This is a genomic window from Plantactinospora sp. CNZ321, from assembly GCF_004217235.1.
This window is the reverse complement of sequence record NZ_SHKQ01000001.1, coordinates 720,914-740,516: the sequence shown is the minus strand read 5'-3', so window position 1 is coordinate 740,516 and position 19,603 is coordinate 720,914. Positions and strand designations below refer to the sequence as shown.

The following is a 19,603-nucleotide window of genomic DNA, read 5'->3' as shown; positions in this document are numbered from 1 at the left end:
CTCCTCACTACCTGGCCGGTGCCGGCTCCGGGGCGTCGCCGGACCCGACCCAGCCGAGTACCGCCGGGTCGCCGGCGAGATTCCGTACCTCGAACCGCGCGAACAGTTCCTCGGCGTACCAGCGCTGCTGGGGCGTACGGGTGATAGCCGTGCGGTGCTCCGGGGAACGGTACGCGAACTGACGCAGGTCCGTCGCGTTCCGCCACACGCTGACCGTGCCCTGCCAGCCGAGCGGTGCCTCGCCGATGCCGAACCGTGCCAGTAGGCCGGGGGCGTCCCGCAGCGCGGCGGCGACGGGCGGGACGGCCCGCCAGAAGGTGCCGGCCCGCAGCGGTCGCAGCCGGGCCCGGGTGAGCGCCAGCACCGGCCGGCCCGCGGTACCGTCCACCGCCGTGCCGTCCCCTGGTGCGCTGCCCGCTGGTGCGCTGCCCGCCGGTGTGTCATTCCCGTTGGGCCGGGCCGGGGCGCCGAACGGCTCTACTCCGGACCATCGGCCCCGGCTGGTCAGTGGTCGCAGGTCGAGGCGGACGCCGGTCCTGGCGATCCTCCGCCAGGCCCGGCCCACCCGGCTCTCGTCGAATGCGGTGGCCCGCTCCGGATCGGCCCAGACGATCAGGGCGGCCCAGCGGGTCGGGTCGGCGTCGGTGGGTCCGAATCCGGTGCCCGTCCCGGTGCCGAGCAGTTTGCCGAAGCGTACGCCGGGAACCGCCCACAGCCGACGCCGGTCGACGGCCATCCGGGTCAGCGCCCGGGGCAGGGCGCGCGGCGGCACCCGCCAGACGTGCAGGGTGACCAGCGGTACCGGGGTCGGTTCGCCGGGGGGCCCGGACGCGGCGCGTCCGGTCGTGCCACGGTCGGGACTGCTCACGCCACCTCGGCGGGGCTGCCGGCGGTGATCCGCAGCAGTTCGGCGAAGGTGGTCGGGAAGACGGCCCGGGGCACGCCGCCGGCCGCCCAGATCTCCGGGTAGCCGGCGAGCGCGGTGTCGACCAGGGTGCGGATCGGCTTCGGGTGGCCGAGCGGGGCGACGCCGCCGATCGGCTGGCCGGTGCGCTCCCGGACGAACTCCGGGGCGGCCCGGCGCAGCGCGGGCAGCCCGAGGTCGGCGGCGACCCGGGCGGTGTCCACCCGGTGCGCCCCCGAGGTGAGCACCAGCAGGGGCTCGCCACCCGCGTCGAAGATCAGCGAGTTGGCGATCTGGCCCACCTCGACCCCGAGGGCCGCCGCCGCGGCCGCGGCGGTGTGCACCGCCTCGGGCAGGACCCGAACCTGGCTGGGCGCGCCCGAGCCGTCGCGTCCGCCCGCGTTGTCCAGTGCGTCCTGCACCGCCCGCACGTTCGGATGTGGCTGCATGGGCTCTATCTTGCCTGCCCGGCCGGGAGTGGCGCGCCGAGGTCGCCCGCCCGACATGCATCGCCTAACAGGGTTATCATCGCGTTATGGCGATGAATGATGCGCGCAGGTGACCGGGTGGCCACGACCCTGACCCCGGGCCGACGGGTACGGCTCAACCGGCGCAGCCTGCACCTGGCCTACGCCACCGCCGGATACAACCTGCTCGAGGGCGTCGTCGCCGTCGCAGCCGGCGCTGCGGCCTCCTCCACGGCACTGATCGGCTTCGGCCTGGACTCCTTCATCGAGGTTTCCTCGGCCCTGGTCGTGATCTGGCAGTTCCGCTCCCGCGTCCCCGAAGCCCGGGAACGGATGGCGCTGCGGCTGATCGCCCTCTCGTTCTTCGCCCTCGCCGCGTGGATCGGCGTCGACGCCATCCGATCCCTGCTCGGCCAGGGCGAAGCCGAGCCGTCCCCGGTCGGGATCGGCATCGCGGCCATCTCGGTGGTCGTGATGCCGATCCTGGTCTGGGCCAAACGGCGCACCGGCCGGGAACTCGGCTCCGCCACCGTGATCGCCGACTCCACCCAGACCCTGCTCTGCACCTACCTGTCCGCGATCCTGCTCGGCGGGCTCGTCCTCAACGCGCTGGTCGGCTGGTCCTGGGCCGACCCGGTCGCCGGCCTGGTCATCGCCGCCGTCGCCGTCCGCGAGGGCGTCGAAGCATGGCGCGGCGAGCACTGCGACGACTGCGCCATCCCCACCGGTCCGGACGGCGAGCCCGACGGGTGCGACCGTGGACCAGAGCGCACCGACGCGTGCTGCATGCCCCAGGACGGGAACCCGCGATGATCGCGGCGGCCGCAGGACGTACTGCGCGGCCTCGACCAGGACCGGGCAGCCCGCCGCGAGCATCAGGATCCGGGACACCGACGCCAGCGCCGCGAACCGTAGCGGGGCGAGGTACCCCAGCGCCGCGAAGACCAGCAGGTTGCCGACGACCTGGACCGTCAGCGTCAGCAGCCCTCCGTCGGCGAGGATCGTGAACAGATCCCTCAGGCGGCACCGGGCTCACCCGACCGGGGACGGCGCCGGCCGGCCGGGGAGCCCGGTCAGCGGGGTGCGGCGACCACGCCGGAGGCGGGAAGGGGTGGGATCCGGGCCGGCGACTCGGCGATCCGGGCCGTCTCGGCGAGGGCGACGCCGACCAGTACCAGCAGGCCGCCGCCGAGCTGGGCGGCGTTGAGCGCCTCGCCGGCACCGAGCGCGACCCAGGCGACCGCGGCGGCCAGCACCGGCTCGACCATGCCGACGATGCTGACACTGGTCGCCGGCAGGTGCCGCAACGCGCCGGCCACCAGCAGGAAGGGCAGGATCGAGCCGAGCAGGACGACGTACCCGCAGAGCAGCGCGACCGGCACGCCGCCGCTGGTTTCGCGCAGCGGCGCCCAGCCATCGGTGCCGTCGGTGACCGCCCGGGTGAGCAGCCCGGCCACGGCCGCGGCGCCGAACGCCCAGGTGGTCAGGGGAAGCGTCTCGTGCCGCTGTACGCCCCGGGCGCCGATCAGGTAGTAGCTGGCCAGCATTACGGCGGCACCGAGGCCGGCGAGTATGCCGAGTCCGTCGAGTTTGAGTTCTCCCCAGATCTCGGCGACGCAGGCCAGGCCGGCGAGGCCGAACGCCAGCCCGACCCAGAGCCGGGGGCGTACCCGCTGGTGCTGGCCGAACCGGGCCCAGAGCGCGACCAGCAGCGGAGCGGTGTACTCGAACAGCAGCGCGATGCCGACCGGCAGCCGGGAGATGGCGACGAAGTAGAGCATCGGGGTCAGGAAGAACCCGGTCAGGCCGTAGGCGACCAGCAGCGGCAGTTGCCTCGCGGTGATCCGGAGCCGGCGGGCGCCGGGCCGGAGCAGCAGGCTCAGCGCGAGCAGTCCGACGAACGCGCCGGCGGCCCGGATCAGGGTGAGCTGTGTGGCCTCGATGCCGGCCCGGAGCACGAGCTTGGAGACGGTGCCGTTGACGGCGAACAGGGCGCCGGACGTGAGCACCATGAGCACGCCGAGGGCGGGTCTGCGAGTCGTCACCGGGAGAGGGTAACCGGCCGTCGGTCAGGAGCTGAATCGCTTTTGGTCATTACCTCGCCGACTCCCCGACGCCGCGCGCGGAAGGATCCGGTCCGGAGGCCCGATTCATCGATGGCGTTGACTTGATTGAAACGATTCGATACGTTGCCGACGTTGGGAAAGGCCTTTCCGTTTCCGGCCCTGTCCCGTCGGTGTGCCGTCTCGGCGCACCGGCTCCGGCGGTTGTCCTGGCGAGCCCTCCGGCCCGTCGCCCGGCACCGGGCCTTCCCGGCACACCGTTCCCCAGCTCAGGAGGACCAATGACGCTCACCACCACCACCACCGACCGGAGACCGCCCGGCCGCGGGTCGCGACGACGCGGCTGGCGAGCCGGCCTGGTGCTGGCGCTCACGACCGTGCTGGCCGGCGCCGGCACCGCGGTCGGGCTGCCGCCCGCGGCCGCCGCCACCATCGACACCAGCGCCCACTACGTCCTCGTCTCCCGGCACAGCGGCAAGGCGCTCGACCTCTACAACTTCGCCACCGACGACGGTGCGCCGATCGTGCAGTGGGCCCGCAACGACGGCAACCAGCAGCAGTGGCAGTTCGTCGACGCGGGCAGCGGCTACTACAAGATCAGGTCGCGGCACAGCGGCAAGTTCCTGGAGATGCCGAACGCCTCCGACGGTACCCAGCTGATCCAGAGCTCCGACAACGGCACCACCCGCCAGCACTTCGGGGTCGCGGACTCCGACGGCGGGTACGTGCGCCTGATCAGCCGGCACAGCGGCAAGGTGCTGGACGTCTGGGAGTGGTCCACCGCCGACGGTGGGATCATCGCCCAGTACCAGGACCTGAACGGCTACAACCAGCAGTGGCAGATGATCCGGATCGGTTCCGGCGGTGGGGACGGCGGCGGCAGCGGCGACTGCGGCAGCGGCTCGTTCAACGCCGAGGCGGTGCTGAGCGGCGGCACCTGGACCGCCCGCAACGGCGGCAGCACGGTCTACACCGGCAGCGACATGCGGTCCGCGGTGCAGGCCGCGGTGAACAGCCTGTCGTCGGGGCGTACCTCGAAGCAGCGGGTGGTCGTCCGGGGGTCGGGTTCGGTGAGCGCCAACTCCCGGATCTCCCTGCCGAGCTACACGATCCTGGACGTCTGCGGCACGATCAACGTGACCGGCTCCGGCTCCGGCGACCAGGCCCCGGTGTACGCCCGGGGCGCCACCGACATCGAGGTGCAGCACCTCAACCTGACCGGGTCGCCGCTCTACGGCATCTTCATGCGCAACGTGAACAACCTGACGCTGGGCCAGATCGACATGCGGCTGAGCAGCGGCCTCGGGGTGCGGATCGACAACCACGGGGGCGACCGGGCGGTGAAGGTGCGCAACATCCGGATCGACAACGTGTACGTGCAGGGCACCAGCAGCCAGGGCGTCGAGACGTACGGGGTGGACGGGCTGACCGTCGGCACCGTCACCGCGCGCAGCGTCGGCGAGTCCGGTCTGTTGCTCAACGACACCGTCAACGCCACCATCGGTACGGTCGACGCGGACAACGCCGGCGCCGGCACCGGGTACGCGGCCTTCCGGATGGCCAACCGCAACGGCCGGGTGGGCAGCAGCTACCCGACGAACATCCGGGTCGGCAACGTGATCGCCCGGGGTGGCGGGCGTGGCATCTTCTGCGTCTCGGAGAGCGGCGGCGCGGTGATCGACCGGGTGACCATCTCGAACACCGGCAACAACTCGATCCTGATCGAGAACTGCTACAACGTCACCATCGCCGGGCAGTCCGGCACGGTGACCGGCGGCGGCGAGGTCCGGATCGCGGCGCGCAGCGAGTTCCCGCTCTCCTCGAACATCACCCTGCAGAACCTGACGGTGACCAACACCAACATCCGGCAGAGCCCGTGCGGTGGCGCCAACAACGTGATCCGGAACGTCACCCGGAACAACTCCACGCTGACCTGGTGCTGACCCGTACCCGACGACCGCGCCGACGGATCGCGTTCGCTTGCGTTTTTGTCGGTGTCGGGGTGTACTCTCTCCAGTAGTTAGAACGAGTGTTCGATTGGCTGCCAGTTGATTGGCTGCCAGTTCGGCTGGCTGGATGTTCAGCTGACTGATGGTTCGGCTGGCTGACGTTCGATGCGAGTCGGACCGCCGGTCGGGCGCTCGGACTGACGCCGGGGGTGGCGTTCGCGGCGTAACCCCCGAGGTGCGGTTTCGCGGGCCGCACGGATCCGGATCCGCGAGTCCGGACCCACCAAGGCAGGATCGTCGTCCGCCGCCCACGACCCCCGGGCGGCGGACGACGAACCCGCCGGTTCGGCCGGCCGGGTGTGGTGTGGGGAAGCGTCCACATCCGGCCGGCTACACACCGGTGCGTCTTCCTCCGCAGCCGGCTAGTTCGACGTGGTGCGTCGCCCACGGCCGCCGCGCTGGCACCCGACCAGCGCCGTCGCCCGGCCGGCACGGTGACGCGGTGAACGGGTTGACGCGGAGGAGACAGTCCCATGCCGACCAGCCAGGCTCAGGCGCCGACGGTGCCGTCGCACGTGCTGCCGCACCGCACCCCGGCCCAACTACTGACGATCGCCCGGATGGGGTTGGCGGAGGCCGCCGAGACCCGCCCCGACGGCCTGCGGTACGCCGCCGCGCACCTGGCCGCGTTGCGGGCCGCCGCGGCGATGCTCGCCGCCCGGGCGCGTCCCGCGCCCACCCGCCGAAACCGGGTCACCAGCGTCTGGGCGCTGCTCGTGGTCGTCGCCCCGGAGTTGGGGGAGTGGGCCAACTACTTCGCCACGGGTGCCACCAAGCGGGCCGCCGCCGAGGCGGGCATCCCCCGGGTGGTGAGCGCCCGGGAGGCCGACGACCTGCTTCGCGCGGCCGAGCAGTTCGTCGCGGTGATCGAGGTGGCGCTCGGGGTGGCGCACCAGCCGGCGCTCGACGGCATGGCCGCCTGAGGTAACACCGACGGGGGGCAGGCACGATGGCGGGGCGGATGGTGCTCGGTTCCACCGCCCTGGCCGGGCTGGTGCGACCGGCGAGCGGCCCGGCGACGACCGATCCGCACCGGACTCTGCCGGTGCTGTCGGAACTGGCCGGGCTGTTACCTCAGCGCGGGCTACGGCGCGGCAGCACCGTGGCGGTCGGTCGTCCCGGCGCCAGCGGTGGCACCTCGCTGATGCTGGCGCTGCTCGTCGAGGCTTCTCGGGGTGGGGCCTGGTGTGCCGTGGTGGGGATGCCCACGCTCGGCGCGGTCGCCGCCGCCGAACTCGGCATCGCGTTGGACCGGCTCGCCCTCGTCCCCCATCCCGGCCCGGAGTGGGCGACCGTGGTCGCCGCCCTGATCGACGGAGTTGACGTCGTGGTCGCGGTGGTACCCGGCACGGTCTCCGCCTCGGTCGCAGACCGGCTCGCCGCCCGGGCCCGGCAGCGCGGCAGCGTCTTCGTGCCGTACGGCCGCTGGACCGGGGCCGATCTCACCCTCCAGGTGCTGCGCGGCCGGTGGGAGGGACTGGAGCAGGGGCGTGGCAGGTTGCGGCGACGGGAGGTGACCATCTCGGCCCGGGGCCGTGGCGCGGCGGTACGTCCCAAGGAGATCCGGGTGTGGCTCCCGGGTGACCGGCGAACGGGGCCGGCGGCACCGGTTCCGACCCCGGTCAGGTCCACCACGCGGCGAAGCGCGCTCACCGTCGTCCGGGCGTGACCGCTGTCTGCGTCCGAGGACCGCTGCACGGCGTCCGGGCGCGGTGACCGCTGTGCGTCGGAACCCCGTAGTGTTCCGCCCGCCCGTCGGTGCGAGCGGGCGGGCGGAACGCGGCCGGAAGTCCGGGCGACCGGGCTCAGCCGGTGGGCAGGCCCTCCAGGCCCTTCAGATCCTTCAGCATCTCGCCGAGGTCAGCGGTCTCCGAGTCGGCCGGAGTGTCGATGTTCACCGGCTTGCCGTAGTCGGTGTAGTCGATCTCCATGTCGGTCATCGTGCCCATCACCATGTGAGCCCGACGCGGCAGGTACTCCTCGTCGACCCAGAGGTCGATCTTGACTTCCTTGATGCCGTTCTTGGCCAGCTCCTGCTCGACCGCCTTGCGTGCGTCGGCGTCGAGCTGCCCGAGGTAGGACGCCAGCGGGGCCGTGACGGTGTAGTGGACCGTAGGCACCCCGTTCAGGGTCTCCTCGCCGACGACGGTGGTCCCCTCGATCGCCAACAGGGTCTTGACCTGCTTGGTGGGGTCGACGTCCTTGAGCTGCTGGGCGAAGTCCATACCCGTCTGGGCACTGGCGGCGCTCAGATCCATCTTGATCCAGCGCTTCCCGTCCATGTCCGCGCGGTCCGCCTCGGGCACCTCGACGTAGATGACGGCACCGATCATCCGCATGGTCATCGGGTCGCCGTCGGGACCCTTCATCGTCATCTCTGCCTTGACCGGGTCGCGCAGGTCCAGAGCCCCCTGCATCTCGACCTTCTCGCCGGCCGCGGTGCCCTTCATGGTCATGGTCACGGAACTGGTCGTGCCGGTCTTGTCGACGACCTTCTGCAGCGAACCCTTGAGGTCGCTGGCGAGCTGCTCCAGTACGCTCGGCTGCTTCGACTCGCCGGGCGTTTCCGTGCCCGAGCCGCAGGCGGTCAACGCCAGGGCCGTGAGCGCGGAGACGGTGAGGACCGCGGCGTTCTTCCAACGTGACAAGTGACAGCCTTTCCCCGAAATGGTGGGACTCCCCCAAGAACGGGCGACACAGTACCTCACCTGGGCAACCCCATGGTGGCGGGCTCGTGCGGTGGCGGGGTGGGCGGGTGGGCCGACGTCCGGGCGACGAGCCGGGACAACGCGACTCGAACACACGTTCTAAGATCGGCTTAACCGCAGGTCAAAGGAGGTGTGGATCAACGTGTCCTCGCAGCCCGTCGCCGCGCGTACCATGCTGGTCTGGTGCCCCGACTGGCCGGTGGTCGCGGCCGACATCGTCGACGGGATCTCCGCCGCCACGCCGGTCGCGGTGTCGCACGCCAACCGGGTGGTCGCCTGTTCCGGGGCGGCTCGGGCCGACGGGGTGCGACCGGGGCTGCGCAAGCGGGAGGCGCAGAGTCGCTGCCCGCAACTGACCGTCGTGGAACACGACCCCGGCCGGGACGCCCGCGCCTTCGAGCCGGTGGTCGCCGCCGTAGCGGAGATCGTCGCCGGGGTCGAGGTGATCCGTCCGGGGATGTGCGCGGTCGCCGCCCGGGGACCGGCCCGCTACTTCGGCGGCGAGGAACTGGCCGCCGAACGGATCGTCGAACACATCGCCCAGACCTGCGAGGTGGAGTGCCAGCTCGGCATCGCCGACGGGGTCTTCGCCGCCGGGCTGGCCGCCCGGTCCGGGCGGATCGTGCCGCCCGGCGGCACCCCGGAGTTTCTCGCCGGTATGCCGCTCGGGACGCTGGGCCGGCCGTCCCTGGTCGACCTGCTGCGCCGGCTGGGCCTGCGGACCCTGGGGGACTTCGCGGCGCTGCCCGCCGGGGACGTACTGGCGCGGTTCGGCTTCGACGGGGCGCTGGCGTACCGGCTGGCGAGTGCCCGGGACCACCGGCCGCTCGCGGTCCGGCGCCCGCCACCCGACCTGGCGGTGACCGAGACGTACGACGAGCCGCTCGACCGGGTCGACGCCGCCGCGTTCGCCGCCCGGGCGCTCGCCGAGCGGCTGCACGACGGACTCGCCAGGCACGCCCTGGCCTGTACCCGGCTCGGCATCGAGGCGGTCACCGCGCACGGTCAGGAACTCCACCGGATCTGGCGGCACGACGGCCTGCTGACCGCGACGGCGATCGCCGACCGGGTGCGCTGGCAGCTCGACGGCTGGATCTCCGGGACCAGTCGGCGGCCCGGCCCGGCCCGTCCGACCGCCGGGATCGTCCGGCTGCGGCTGGTCCCCGAGGGAGTACTCGCGCACCTCGGCCTGCAACCGGGGCTCTGGGGCGAGACCGGAGAGGAACGCGAGCGGGCCCGCCGGGCCCTGAGCCGGGTGCAGGGCCTGCTCGGCCCCGAGGCGGTGGTCACCGCCGTGCTCGGCGGCGGACGTTCCCCGGCCGAACAGGCCCGGTTCGTGCCGTGGGGCGACGAACGGGTCCCGCTCCGGCAGCCCGCCCCGCCCTGGCCGGGCCGACTGTCGGCCCCGGCCCCGGCCGTCGTACTGCCCGAGCCGATGCCGGCGGCCGTCCTCGACGCCACCGGTGAACCGGTCCGGGTCACCGCCCGGCTGGAGGTGAGTGCGTCGCCGGCCCGGCTGGAGATCAGCGCGCCGGCCGGTGTCGCCGGCTGGGCCGGTGGGGCCGCCGGCTGGACCGGTGAGATCGTCGGCTGGGCCGGCCCCTGGCCGGTCGACGAACGCTGGTGGGCTCCGGCCGAGGCCAGCCGGCGGGCCCGGTTCCAGGTGGGGCTGGCCGACGGCGCCGCGATGCTGCTCTCCCTCGCCGGCGGACGCTGGTGGGTGGAGGCGATCTATGACTAGCCCCCGGTGGCCCATGACCAGCTCCCGGTGGCCCGCGACCAGCCCCAGGTGGCCCGTGACCAGGGTCCGGGTGGGGACCGGATGAGTTTCCACAATCCCGACGTGCCCTGGTCGGAGCTGGAACGAGCGCTCTCCGGACGGCCGCCCCGCCGGAGCGGACACCTGCACGTGGTGGATCCGCTCGCGGTCGACGCCGACGGCGGAGACTCCCCGGCCTGGACCCGCAAGCGCCCCGGCTACACCCCGGCCGAGCTGCCCACCCCGGTCGAGGGCGCGGTGCCGTACGCGGAACTGCACGCGCACACCAACTTCAGCTTCCTCGACGGGGCCAGCCACCCCGAGGAGCTGGCCGAGGAGGCCGCCCGGCTGGGCCTGACCGGGCTGGCGGTGACCGACCACGACGGGTTCTACGGGGTGGTGCGGTTCGCCGAGGCGGCCCGGGCACTCCGGCTGCGCACCATCTTCGGCGCCGAACTGTCGCTCGGGCTGCCCGGCCCCCAGAATGGCGAACCGGACCCGCTCGGCCGGCACCTGCTGGTGCTCGCGCACGGCCCCGAGGGATACGCCCGGCTGGCCAGCACCATCGCCCGGGCCCAGCTGCGCGGCGGCGAGAAGGGCCGCCCGGTCTACGGCGAGCTGGAGGAGGTGGCCGAGGCGTTGCGGGACCACGTCCTGGTGCTGACCGGCTGCCGGAAGGGGACGGTACCGGCGGCGCTGCTCACCGAGGGGGTCGAGACGGCGGCCCGGGAGCTGGACCGGCTGACCGCGCTGTTCGGGGCGGAGACGGTGGCGGTGGAGCTGACCGACCACGGCGACCCGTACGACGGAGACCGCAACGACGCGCTTGCCGAGCTGGCCGCCACCGCCGGGCTGCCCACCGTGGCCACCAACAACGTGCACTACGCCACCCCGTCCCGCCGCCGGCTGGCCACCGCGCTGGCGGCGGTACGCGCCCGGCGCAGCCTGGACGAGATCGACGGCTGGTTGCCGGCGGCCGGTACCGCCCACCTGCGCAGCGGTGCGGAGATGGCGGCCCGGTTCGCGGCCTATCCCGGCGCGGTGGCCCGGGCCGCCGAGTTCGGCGCCGAGCTGGCCTTCGACCTCAACCTGGTGGCGCCGAGGCTGCCGGACTACCCGGTGCCACCCGGGCACACCGAGATGAGCTGGCTGCGCGAGCTGACCATGGACGGCGCACTGCGGCGGTACGGCCCCCGCGACGCGCACCCGGAGGCGTACCGGCAGCTCGACCACGAGCTGGGGATGATCGAGGCGCTCGGCTTTCCCGGCTACTTCCTGGTGGTCTACGACATCGTGAAGTTCTGCCGGGACAACGACATCTACTGCCAGGGCCGGGGTTCGGCGGCCAACTCCGCGGTCTGCTACGCGCTCTGGATCACCAATGTGGACGCGGTCCGGCACCGGCTTCTCTTCGAGCGTTTCCTCGCCCCGGAACGGGACGGGCCGCCGGACATCGACGTCGACATCGAGTCCGACCGCCGGGAGGAGGTGATCCAGCACGTCTACGCCACGTACGGCCGGGAGCACACCGCCCAGGTCGCCAACGTCATCTCGTACCGGCCCCGGTCGGCGGTGCGGGACGTCGCCAAGGCGTTCGGCTTCTCGCCCGGGCAGCAGGACGCCTGGAGCAAGCAGATCGACCGGTGGGGCAGCGTGGCGGCGGTCGACGTGGACGACATCCCCGAGCACGTGATCACCTATGCCAACGAACTCCAGACGTTCCCCCGGCACCTGGGCATCCACTCCGGCGGGATGGTGATCTGCGACCGGCCGGTCATCGAGGTGTGCCCGGTCGAGTGGGGGCGGATGCCGGGCCGCACCGTGTTGCAGTGGGACAAGGACGACTGCGCCAGCGTCGGGCTGGTCAAGTTCGACCTGCTCGGCCTCGGCATGCTCTCGGCGCTGCACTACGCGTACGACATGATCGAGTCGACCCTCGACCTGAGTTCGATGTCCCTGGACGACCCCGAGGTCTACGACATGTTGCAGCGGGCCGACTCGGTCGGGGTGTTCCAGGTGGAGAGCCGGGCCCAGATGGCGACCCTGCCCCGGCTCAAGCCCCGGGAGTTCTACGACCTGGTGGTCGAGGTGGCGCTGATCCGGCCCGGCCCGATCCAGGGCGGTTCGGTGCACCCGTACATCCGGCGCCGCAACGGGTTGGAGGAGGTCACCTTCCCGCACCCGCTGATGCGCAACGCGCTGGAGAAGACCCTCGGGGTGCCGCTGTTCCAGGAGCAGTTGATGCAGCTCGCGATCGACCTGGCCGGCTTCGACGCCGGTGGCGCCGACGAACTGCGCCGGGCGATGGGGTCGAAACGCTCGGCCGAGCGGATGGCGCAGATCCGGGACCGGCTCTACGCCGGGATGGCCGAGCGGGGCATCACCGGCGAGGTCGCCGACGACGTCTACCTCAAGCTCTCCGCCTTCGCCAGCTTCGGCTTCCCGGAGAGCCACGCGATGAGCTTCGCCTATCTGGTCTACGCCAGCTCCTGGCTCAAGCGCTACCACCCGGCGGCCTTCCTGGCCGCGCTGTTGAACGCCCAGCCGATGGGCTTCTACTCGCCGCAGACGCTGGTCGACGACGCCCGCCGGCACGGCGTCGAGGTACGCCGGCCGGACGTCAACGCCAGTGCTGCCAAGGCCACCCTGGAATCGACCCCGGAAACCCGGTGGGGGAGCGCACCCGGCGAGCCGCCGCACCGCTGGGGGCTGGGCGGCCCGGCGGTCCGGCTCGGCCTGTCCGGGATCCGCACCCTCGGCGACGACCTGGCGGAGAGGATCGAGCGGGAGCGGACCGCGCACGGACCGTACCGGGACATGGCGGACCTGGCCCGCCGGGTCGGGCTGACCGCCGCTCATCTGGAGGCGCTGGCCACCGCGGACGCCTTCGCCTGTTTCGGGCTGACTCGCCGGGCCGCGCTCTGGGCGGCCGGTGCCGCCGCGCAGGACAAGCCGGACCGGCTACCCGGGACCATCGCCGGGGCGCAGCCGCCGACCCTGCCCGGGATGGACGCGGTGGACCGGCTGGTCGCGGACGTCTGGGCCACCGGGCTCTCCCCGGAGAGCCACCCCGCCCAGTTCGTCCGGGCCCAGCTCGACGCGGCCGGCGCGGTGCCGATCGCCCGGCTGGCCCAGGTCACACCCGGCACCCGGGTCCGGGTCGGCGGCATCGTCACCCACCGGCAGCGCCCGGCCACCGCCGGTGGGGTCACCTTCATCAACCTGGAGGACGAGACCGGCATGCTCAACGTCACCTGCTCGCCGGGGCTGTGGCAGCGCTACCGGAAGGTCGCCCGGACCAGCACCGCGCTGCTGGTGCGGGGCAGGCTGGAGAGGCACGACGGGGTGACCAACCTGGTCGCCGACCGCCTCGACGCGATCACCCCACCGGTCACCCCCGCCTCCCGCGACTTCCGCTGAGCTGCGCGGAAGAGCCCTACCCGGCGACGGGTCCGATCCGGCAGCCTCGATGCAGGTAACCGGCCGTACCGAAGATGAACAACACGGCGACCGTCAGCCAGGAGGCGGTCACGCCGGATGGCTGTAGCGGCCAGGCCCACACGCCGGCGACCCCGCCGATCTGCCGAGGCCTCGCGGCGTAGACGGCGCAGGCGTATCCGAACGCGGGCAGCCAGGCCAGGCGAGTACCGAGGAGCACTGCGGCCGCGGCGACCAGTCCGGCGTAACCGAGGGTGTTGCGGACCATGGCGTACGCGCCGAACACCCCGGGCGCGTGCAGCCCGGTCAGGGCCAGCGCCGCGCCGATCGACGCGACCCCGAGCAGGATGTGGCCGGCTCGCCAACCCGGCCAGCGAAGCGAAGTGCCACGCTCCAGTTCCTCGTCGGCCCCGCCCAGGGTGGGGGCGAGCAGCAGTACGCCGAGCAGCGGCGCGAGCGCGACGACCGGTATCCGGGCGGCGGGCCCGTCGAAGTAGGGTCGGCTGGCGAGCCAGCTCCCGGCGGCCCAGGCCAACGGCGCCACGACCGCGACCCCGAGCGCGAACGCGGGGCCGCCTCTGGCCCGGGCGTGCAACAGCAGGAGCCGGCCGTTCACCGCAGTTCCCCCAACTCGATCAGGCGCGGAACGTCGCACCGGTGCGTGGCGTCGAGGAACGCGGCGAACCAGGCGCGCTGCTCGTCGAGGGAGAGTGTGTAGAGCCGTCCGACGCGGGCGTCGAGGGCCGGACGTTCCTCGAACAGCCACGCCTGTGCGACATCGAAGGTTCGCCAGACCCGTTCATCGGGCCTGGCGAGTCGCTGGTGGCAGTTCGCGGTGACGATCTGGCGCAGGTCGGCGTGGAGCCAACCGAGGTTGGCCAGGCCCTCGCCGGTCGCGGTGGGCTGGTCTCCCAGGTGCAGCCAGAGCGTGTCGTCCGCCGGCCCGCCCGGCTCACCGTCGCCCTGCAGGACCGCGTCCGCCGCCCGGGTCGGCGCTCCGGGGATGCCGGCCACCCGGTGCAGCACCGGCTGGATGAGCGGTGCCAGGTCGTCCAGCAGGAAACCGTTGATCCGGGCCACGCATACCGGCGGTCCCTCCGTCGTGCAGGTCGGCTCGACGGCACCCGGGTCGGTACGGAGACCATCGTCGCCGGCTCCGGTGGCGATCGGTACCGCCACGGCGACGGCGAGGATGCCGGAGAGCAGGGCGGCCCGACGCAGCCGGGCCGCCAGTGCGAGCAGCGTGCCGGTCAGCGCCAGCAGCCAACCGGCTTGCAGGGCGTGCGTCCCGGCGGGCGGCAGCCATTCGGGGCCGGAGCCGGGATGGACCGGGGACAGCCAACTGACGCCGCTGGTGTCCCAGTAGGTGAGGATGGCGAGCCCGAGATAGGTGCCGAGGCCGGCGATGGGGGCGACCACCCGCAGCGGGACGAGACGCCCGATCAGCACCCCGAACGCGGCGGCCGGGTAGAGCGCGAGGACGCCCACCGCCAGGGTCCACCACCAGCCGCCACCCGCGTAGGTGGCGACCCGGCCGACCAGCACCGCCGCGCCGAGGAAGGCGGCGAGCAGCCCGGCGGTACCGGCGAGTGAGACCGCCAGCCAGGCCACCACCAGTGGTTGCCAGCCCGGACGGGCCGTCGAGCCGAGTAGTTCGGCCATGCCCCGGCGCCGCTCCCGACCGGCCTGCCAGGCGCCGGCGGCGACCATCAGCGCGCAGAGCACCATCAGCGACGTCCGGAGGTACCCGGCGAGCCCGGCCCACCGACCGCCCCAGTCCGCTGGATGTACGGCCAGCAGCCACCCGCCGACACCCAACATCAGCAAAGCCGCTCCCGGTGCCGTACCCCGACGCAGTTCCACCCGCAGCGGACGCCTCACTGCCGGGCCGCCCGGGCACTGCGCAGTACGGCGGTGTAGCCGCGCTCGATCGCCGAGTCGCCACTGCCGCCGTCCACGCCCGTGCCGGCCAGCTCCTCGGGCGTGCCGGTGAAGACCAGCCGGCCGCCCTCGACCAGGCTCACCCGGCCGCACGCCGTACCGATGTCCTCGACCAGGTGGGTGCTGACCAGCACGCAGGCGTCGACGCCCAACTCCCGCAGCAGTTCCCGGAAGTCGACCCGCTGCTCCGGATCCAGACCGGCGGTCGGCTCGTCCAGCAGGATCACGCGTGGATCGTTGACGATCGCCTGTGCGATGCCGGCCCGGCGCAGCATTCCGCCCGACAGGTGCTTCATCCGCTCGTCGGCCCGGTCCAACAGCCCGACGCGGTCCAACGCCCGCTCGACCGCGAGCGGTACCCGGGTTCGGGGCATCTCCTTCAACCAGGCGAAGTACTCGACGAACTCCCGGACGGTGAAGCGCGGGTAGTAGCCGAACGTCTGCGGCAGGTAGCCCAGTTGCCGGCGCACCCGCCGGAGCGCGGCCTGGTCCGCGATGTCCTGACCCAGCAGCCGTACCCGGCCACGGTCCGGGCGGGCGACCGTGGCAAGCACCCGCATCAGGGTCGTCTTACCGGCGCCGTTGGGGCCGAGTAGCCCGTGTACGCCCACTGTCAGCTCCATGTCGAGGTCGTCGAGCACGACCCGTCTGCCGTAACCGACCCGCAACCCCTCGATGCTGACCGTCATCGTGCCGACATCTCTCTGACTGCTCCCGATCTCTCTACGCCGCATCAGGGAGCCACCTCTCCGCCCAGTCGACTCTGCCGGGCGAGCAGCAACGCCACGGCCGCCGCGATGACGGCCGTCCACACCGGTGCGGCCACCGGCGCGACCAGCCATCCGTCGCCGATCGGCGGGACTGGTGACGCGTTGCCCTGTGGCAGCAGCACCAGCACGGCCCACCCGGTCGCCACCGTCAAGCCGGCCCGGGTCGGCTCGATCAGCGAACCGAGCCCGAGGGTCAGAGCGGTCAGGCCGAGGCACGGCAGCAGCCACAGCACCGGCGTACCGATCCGGGACACCGCGCCTCCGAGGAACGCGACCGGAACCGTGACCGCCAGGACCGACAACGTCCGCCACAGGATGATCCGTAACCCGGCGTACGGGCTGGCGGCGACCAGTTCGTGCAGCGGGTCGGCGTGCCGGCCGTAGGAGACGGCAACGCCGAGCACCGGCAGCAGCGGCGCGAGCAGCAGGAGTATCCAGGGCCGGGCCGGCAGTGGACCGATCTCCATCGCCACCGCCAGCGCCAGGGTGACGACGACCGAGCCGAGCCAGCCGACCCGGGCAGCCGGTCCGGCGCCGAGCAGCACCGCGACCTGCCGCCACCGGGTACCCGGCCGGGTTCGTCCCTGGCTCGGCAGGCGTGCCGCGAGCGCCGTGCCGACCTCGGCGACGAGTCGTCCGATCGGCTCGTCCAACGGCAGTCGGGCCCGGCAGATTTCGCACCGGTCGAGATGTGCCTCGACCGACCACGCGTCGGCGTCGGCGAGCCGGTCCTCGGCGTAGGCCCGAAGCGCGGCCTCGGTCACGTGGAAGCTGTTCACGACAGCGCCGCCCGCAGTTCCCGCCGTGCCCGCATGGCCCGGGTCTTGATCGTTCCCTCTGGCAGCCCCAGCAACAGGGCGGCCTCACGCACGGTGAACCCGTCGAGGACGGTCGCCTGCACCACCGCCCGCAGCTCTGGCGACAGCCGGTGCAGGGCATGTTCCAGCCGCGCGTCGTAGGTGCCCAGCATGGCTTCCTCCTCTGCCGACGGTGACCAGGCGAGAAGGGTCTCGTCGGCCGGGGCGGCGGGCCGTGGGCGGGCGAGGGCTCGACGACTCGCGTCGACGAGACGGTGCGCGGCGATGGTCCACACCCAGCCCACCGCCTCACCGCTGCCGCGATAGGTGCCCGCCGCCCGCCAGACCGCCAGGAAGGTTTCCTGTAGCAGATCGGCAACGAGTTCCGGATCCCGGCAACGGCGGCGCAGCCGCAGAGCCAGCCACGGGGCATGCCGGGCGTAGAACATCTCGAACGCTCGCCGGTCACCGGTACCGACGAGGCGCAGCAGTTCCTCGTCGCCGACCTCCATCACATGAAGTTAGGACGCGGCCCGGCCGGAAATGGTTCTCCCGGGCCGGACGCCCCGGACGGACCTGGGAAACGTGAACTCGTCGGCCGCCGGAGGCACCCGCCCGGCCGGGCGCAGCGGGCGATCACGTCGGGGGCCGGGTGGCTTAGGCTCGTCGGGTGGAGCGAACCCAGAGTCGTCCGTCCGGCCCGGCGTCCGGCCCGCGTACCGCCGTGGTCTGGACCGTGCTGCGCCGTGAGCTTGCCCGGCAGCGGGGCGGGACGCTCACCGTGCTCGACGTCGGCGGCGGGACCGGTGGTTTCGCGGTGCCACTGGCCGAGGCCGGCCACCTGGTGACGGTGGTCGACGCCAGTCCGGACGCGCTCGCCGCGCTGACCCGGCGGGCAGCCGAGGCCGGGGTCGCCGATCGGGTACGCGCGGTGCAGGGTGACGGTGACGCCCTCGCCGGACTGGTCGAGCCGGCCAGCGCCGACCTGGTGCTCTGTCACGCCGTGCTGGAGGTGGTCGACGATCCGGCCGGAGTGGTCGGGGCGATCGGCACCGCACTGCGCCCCGGCGGCGCGGCCAGCGTACTGGTGGCGAACCGGGCCGCCGCCGTGTTGAGCCGGGTCACGAACGGGCACCTGGACGTCGCCGCCACGATGCTGCGCGACCCGGACGGGCACGCCGGGCCCCGGGACACCCTGCGCCGGCGGTACGACGCCGACGGCGCCGCCGCGCTGCTGGAGGCCGCCGGGCTGGCGGTCGAGCAGACCCACGGGGTACGCGTCTTCGCCGACCTGATCCCGGCGGTGGCCGCCGAGGCGGATCCGCCGGCCCTGCTGGAGCTGGAGTTGGCCGCCTCGGCCCTGCCGCCGTACCGGGACATCGCCGCCCAGTTGCACCTGTTCGCCCGCCGGCCGGCATGACCAACCCACTCGACCAGGTCCGGCCGCACTACGTCGGCGGCAGTCTCGCCGACGTGATGCCGAGCGCCCTGTCGGTGCTTGGCGTGCCGGCCGGTGACCCCGAAGTGCCGGGCCGGGCCGATCCGCTCGGGCTGGCCGACCAACTCGCCGGGGTACGCCGGATCGCGGTGCTGCTGGTCGACGGGCTCGGCTGGTACCAGTTGCCGGTCGCCGCCCCGCACGCACCGGCGCTGACCGACCTGGCCGCCCGGTTCGGACGCCCGCTCACCTGCGGTTTCCCCTCCACCACCCCGACCAGCCTGGTCAGCTTCGGCACCGGGGCCGCACCCGGCGCGCACGGGGTGCTCGGCTTCCGGGTCAACGTGCCCGGCACCGACCGGGTACTCACGCACATCGACTGGCCGAGGTCGCCGGTCGACGGCCCGGACTTTCCCGGCGGCGGCCCGGACTCGCCGGTCGGTGGCCCGGACTTTCCCGGCGGTGGTCCGGACTCGCCGGTCGGCGGCCCGGCGCCCGCGACCGCCGCCGGATCGGGCGACGATCCCGATCCGCGTCGCTGGCAGCCGCTGCCGACCCAGTTCCAGCGGGCCGAGGCGGCCGGGGTCGCGGTGACCGTGGTGAGCCGGCCGGCGCTGGCGAACACCGGGCTGAGCGTGGCCGCCTACCGGAGCCGGGGGTACCGTGGCGCGGCCGACGTCGACGCGCTGGCCAGCGAGATGCTCGGCGCGCTCACCGCCGGGGACGGCCCGACCCTGGTCTACGGCTACCACCCGGAGGTGGACCGGCACGGCCACCTCAGCGGCATCGACTCCGCCGGCTGGCGCTCCGCCGTCGCCGAGGTCGACGCGCTGGTCGCCCGGCTGGTCGACGGGCTGCCCCCGGACGCGGCACTGCTGGTCACCGCCGACCACGGCCAGCTCGACATCCCGGCGCAGGGGCGCTACGACCTCGACACCGACCCCCGGCTGCGGGCCGGGCTACGGGTGGTGGCCGGCGAGGCACGGGTGCGCTACCTGCACACCCTGCCCGGGGCGACCGCCGACGTGGTGGCCGCCTGGTCGGAGGTGCTCGGCGAGCAGGCCTGGGTGGCGACCCGGGCCGAGGCGGTCGCGGCCGGCTGGTTCGGCCCGGTACCCGAGGCGCACCTGCCGCGCATCGGTGACGTGGTGGTCGCCTGCCTGGCGCCGACCGTCGTACTCGCCTCGAAGACGCACCACCCGATCGAGACGACGCTGGTGGCGTACCACGGCTCGTGTACGGCGACCGAGATGACGATCCCGCTGCTGGTCGTACCGGCGCAGCGCGGTTAGCAGGCCCAACCGCATCG

The 19,603-nt window shown here is 73.3% G+C and carries 17 protein-coding genes; 8 read left to right on the top strand and 9 right to left on the bottom strand.

Annotated features, from left to right (window positions below):
• Positions 1 to 7: 7 nt before the first annotated feature.
• Both EV371_RS03175 and EV371_RS03170 read right to left on the bottom strand, forming a co-directional pair.
• On the bottom strand, positions 8 to 868 hold the full coding sequence (locus EV371_RS03175) for a monooxygenase (RefSeq protein WP_486484457.1): 861 nt from the start codon (positions 866 to 868) through the stop codon (positions 8 to 10).
• Positions 865 to 1,353, bottom strand: a complete 489-nt coding sequence (locus EV371_RS03170; RefSeq protein WP_130460713.1) for a YbaK/EbsC family protein — start codon at positions 1,351 to 1,353, stop codon at positions 865 to 867. The genes EV371_RS03175 and EV371_RS03170 overlap by 4 nt, the downstream gene beginning before the upstream one ends.
• A gap of 117 nt (positions 1,354 to 1,470) precedes the next feature.
• Between EV371_RS03170 and EV371_RS03165 the strand changes: the two genes are divergently transcribed.
• A complete protein-coding gene (locus tag EV371_RS03165) occupies positions 1,471 to 2,184 on the top strand; it encodes a cation diffusion facilitator family transporter (protein ID WP_486484456.1) in 714 nt (237 codons plus the stop codon).
• A gap of 260 nt (positions 2,185 to 2,444) precedes the next feature.
• Here EV371_RS03165 and EV371_RS03155 read toward each other — a convergent pair whose 3' ends face one another.
• Complete coding sequence (locus tag EV371_RS03155) at positions 2,445 to 3,416, bottom strand: EamA family transporter (protein ID WP_207230389.1); 972 nt, start codon at positions 3,414 to 3,416, stop codon at positions 2,445 to 2,447.
• 299 nt (positions 3,417 to 3,715) lie between these two features.
• On the opposite strand from EV371_RS03155, the gene EV371_RS03150 reads away from it, so the two are divergent.
• The 3 genes from EV371_RS03150 to EV371_RS03140 all read left to right on the top strand — a co-directional run bounded on the left by EV371_RS03150 (position 3,716) and on the right by EV371_RS03140 (position 7,112).
• Complete coding sequence (locus tag EV371_RS03150; RefSeq protein WP_130460712.1) at positions 3,716 to 5,377, top strand: RICIN domain-containing protein; 1,662 nt, start codon at positions 3,716 to 3,718, stop codon at positions 5,375 to 5,377.
• A 539-nt stretch (positions 5,378 to 5,916) separates the two neighbouring features.
• Positions 5,917 to 6,366, top strand: a complete 450-nt coding sequence (locus tag EV371_RS03145) for an SAV_6107 family HEPN domain-containing protein (protein ID WP_130460711.1) — start codon at positions 5,917 to 5,919, stop codon at positions 6,364 to 6,366.
• Between the two features lie 26 nt (positions 6,367 to 6,392).
• On the top strand, positions 6,393 to 7,112 hold the full coding sequence (locus EV371_RS03140) for a hypothetical protein (RefSeq protein ID WP_486484455.1): 720 nt from the start codon (positions 6,393 to 6,395) through the stop codon (positions 7,110 to 7,112).
• Positions 7,113 to 7,248: 136 nt separating this feature from the next.
• On the opposite strand, the gene EV371_RS03135 is transcribed toward EV371_RS03140, so the two are convergent.
• Complete coding sequence (locus EV371_RS03135; protein WP_130460710.1) at positions 7,249 to 8,091, bottom strand: SCO4651 family lipoprotein; 843 nt, start codon at positions 8,089 to 8,091, stop codon at positions 7,249 to 7,251.
• 232 nt (positions 8,092 to 8,323) lie between these two features.
• On the opposite strand from EV371_RS03135, the gene EV371_RS03130 reads away from it, so the two are divergent.
• Complete coding sequence (locus tag EV371_RS03130) at positions 8,324 to 9,892, top strand: Y-family DNA polymerase (protein ID WP_130465621.1); 1,569 nt, start codon at positions 8,324 to 8,326, stop codon at positions 9,890 to 9,892.
• 81 nt (positions 9,893 to 9,973) lie between these two features.
• Positions 9,974 to 13,330 (top strand): error-prone DNA polymerase, encoded by a 3,357-nt coding sequence (locus EV371_RS03125; protein ID WP_130460709.1) that lies wholly within the window; start codon positions 9,974 to 9,976, stop codon positions 13,328 to 13,330.
• A gap of 16 nt (positions 13,331 to 13,346) precedes the next feature.
• On the opposite strand, the gene EV371_RS03120 is transcribed toward EV371_RS03125, so the two are convergent.
• From EV371_RS03120 to EV371_RS03100, 5 genes are read right to left on the bottom strand one after another with little or no spacing between them, the layout of a single operon-like run.
• Positions 13,347 to 13,964, bottom strand: a complete 618-nt coding sequence (locus EV371_RS03120) for a hypothetical protein (protein WP_130460708.1) — start codon at positions 13,962 to 13,964, stop codon at positions 13,347 to 13,349.
• The gene (locus EV371_RS03115) at positions 13,961 to 15,169 is read right to left on the bottom strand and encodes an ABC-2 transporter permease (RefSeq protein WP_486484905.1); all 1,209 of its coding nucleotides are present in this window, start codon (positions 15,167 to 15,169) and stop codon (positions 13,961 to 13,963) included. Before EV371_RS03115 ends, EV371_RS03120 begins: the two co-directional genes overlap by 4 nt.
• Positions 15,170 to 15,225: 56 nt before the next feature.
• The gene (locus EV371_RS03110; protein WP_486484454.1) at positions 15,226 to 16,023 is read right to left on the bottom strand and encodes an ABC transporter ATP-binding protein; all 798 of its coding nucleotides are present in this window, start codon (positions 16,021 to 16,023) and stop codon (positions 15,226 to 15,228) included.
• Positions 16,023 to 16,838: a zf-HC2 domain-containing protein gene (locus tag EV371_RS03105; protein ID WP_130460705.1), complete on the bottom strand. Its 816-nt coding sequence runs from the start codon at positions 16,836 to 16,838 to the stop codon at positions 16,023 to 16,025. The genes EV371_RS03110 and EV371_RS03105 overlap by 1 nt, the downstream gene beginning before the upstream one ends.
• Positions 16,835 to 17,368, bottom strand: coding sequence for an RNA polymerase sigma factor (locus tag EV371_RS03100; RefSeq protein WP_486484453.1), 534 nt, complete (start codon positions 17,366 to 17,368; stop codon positions 16,835 to 16,837). Before EV371_RS03100 ends, EV371_RS03105 begins: the two co-directional genes overlap by 4 nt.
• 158 nt (positions 17,369 to 17,526) lie before the next feature.
• Here EV371_RS03100 and EV371_RS03095 point away from each other — a divergent pair, with 158 nt between their 5' ends.
• Together EV371_RS03095 and EV371_RS03090 are read left to right on the top strand one after the other, a co-directional pair.
• On the top strand, positions 17,527 to 18,276 hold the full coding sequence (locus EV371_RS03095; protein ID WP_130460703.1) for a methyltransferase domain-containing protein: 750 nt from the start codon (positions 17,527 to 17,529) through the stop codon (positions 18,274 to 18,276).
• Positions 18,273 to 19,586 (top strand): alkaline phosphatase family protein, encoded by a 1,314-nt coding sequence (locus EV371_RS03090; RefSeq protein WP_130460702.1) that lies wholly within the window; start codon positions 18,273 to 18,275, stop codon positions 19,584 to 19,586. The genes EV371_RS03095 and EV371_RS03090 overlap by 4 nt, the downstream gene beginning before the upstream one ends.
• Positions 19,587 to 19,603: the final 17 nt, after the last annotated feature.

Coding starts and splice junctions, on each gene's coding strand:
- EV371_RS03170 (WP_130460713.1), bottom strand. CDS start 1,353: ATGCAGCCACATCCGAACGTGCGGGCGGTGCAGGACGCACTGGACAAC.
- EV371_RS03150 (WP_130460712.1), top strand. CDS start 3,716: ATGACGCTCACCACCACCACCACCGACCGGAGACCGCCCGGCCGCGGG.
- EV371_RS03145 (WP_130460711.1), top strand. CDS start 5,917: ATGCCGACCAGCCAGGCTCAGGCGCCGACGGTGCCGTCGCACGTGCTG.
- EV371_RS03140 (WP_486484455.1), top strand. CDS start 6,393: ATGGCGGGGCGGATGGTGCTCGGTTCCACCGCCCTGGCCGGGCTGGTG.
- EV371_RS03130 (WP_130465621.1), top strand. CDS start 8,324: ATGCTGGTCTGGTGCCCCGACTGGCCGGTGGTCGCGGCCGACATCGTC.
- EV371_RS03125 (WP_130460709.1), top strand. CDS start 9,974: ATGAGTTTCCACAATCCCGACGTGCCCTGGTCGGAGCTGGAACGAGCG.
- EV371_RS03115 (WP_486484905.1), bottom strand. CDS start 15,169: ATGTTGGGTGTCGGCGGGTGGCTGCTGGCCGTACATCCAGCGGACTGG.
- EV371_RS03110 (WP_486484454.1), bottom strand. CDS start 16,023: ATGCGGCGTAGAGAGATCGGGAGCAGTCAGAGAGATGTCGGCACGATG.
- EV371_RS03100 (WP_486484453.1), bottom strand. CDS start 17,368: ATGGAGGTCGGCGACGAGGAACTGCTGCGCCTCGTCGGTACCGGTGAC.
- EV371_RS03090 (WP_130460702.1), top strand. CDS start 18,273: ATGACCAACCCACTCGACCAGGTCCGGCCGCACTACGTCGGCGGCAGT.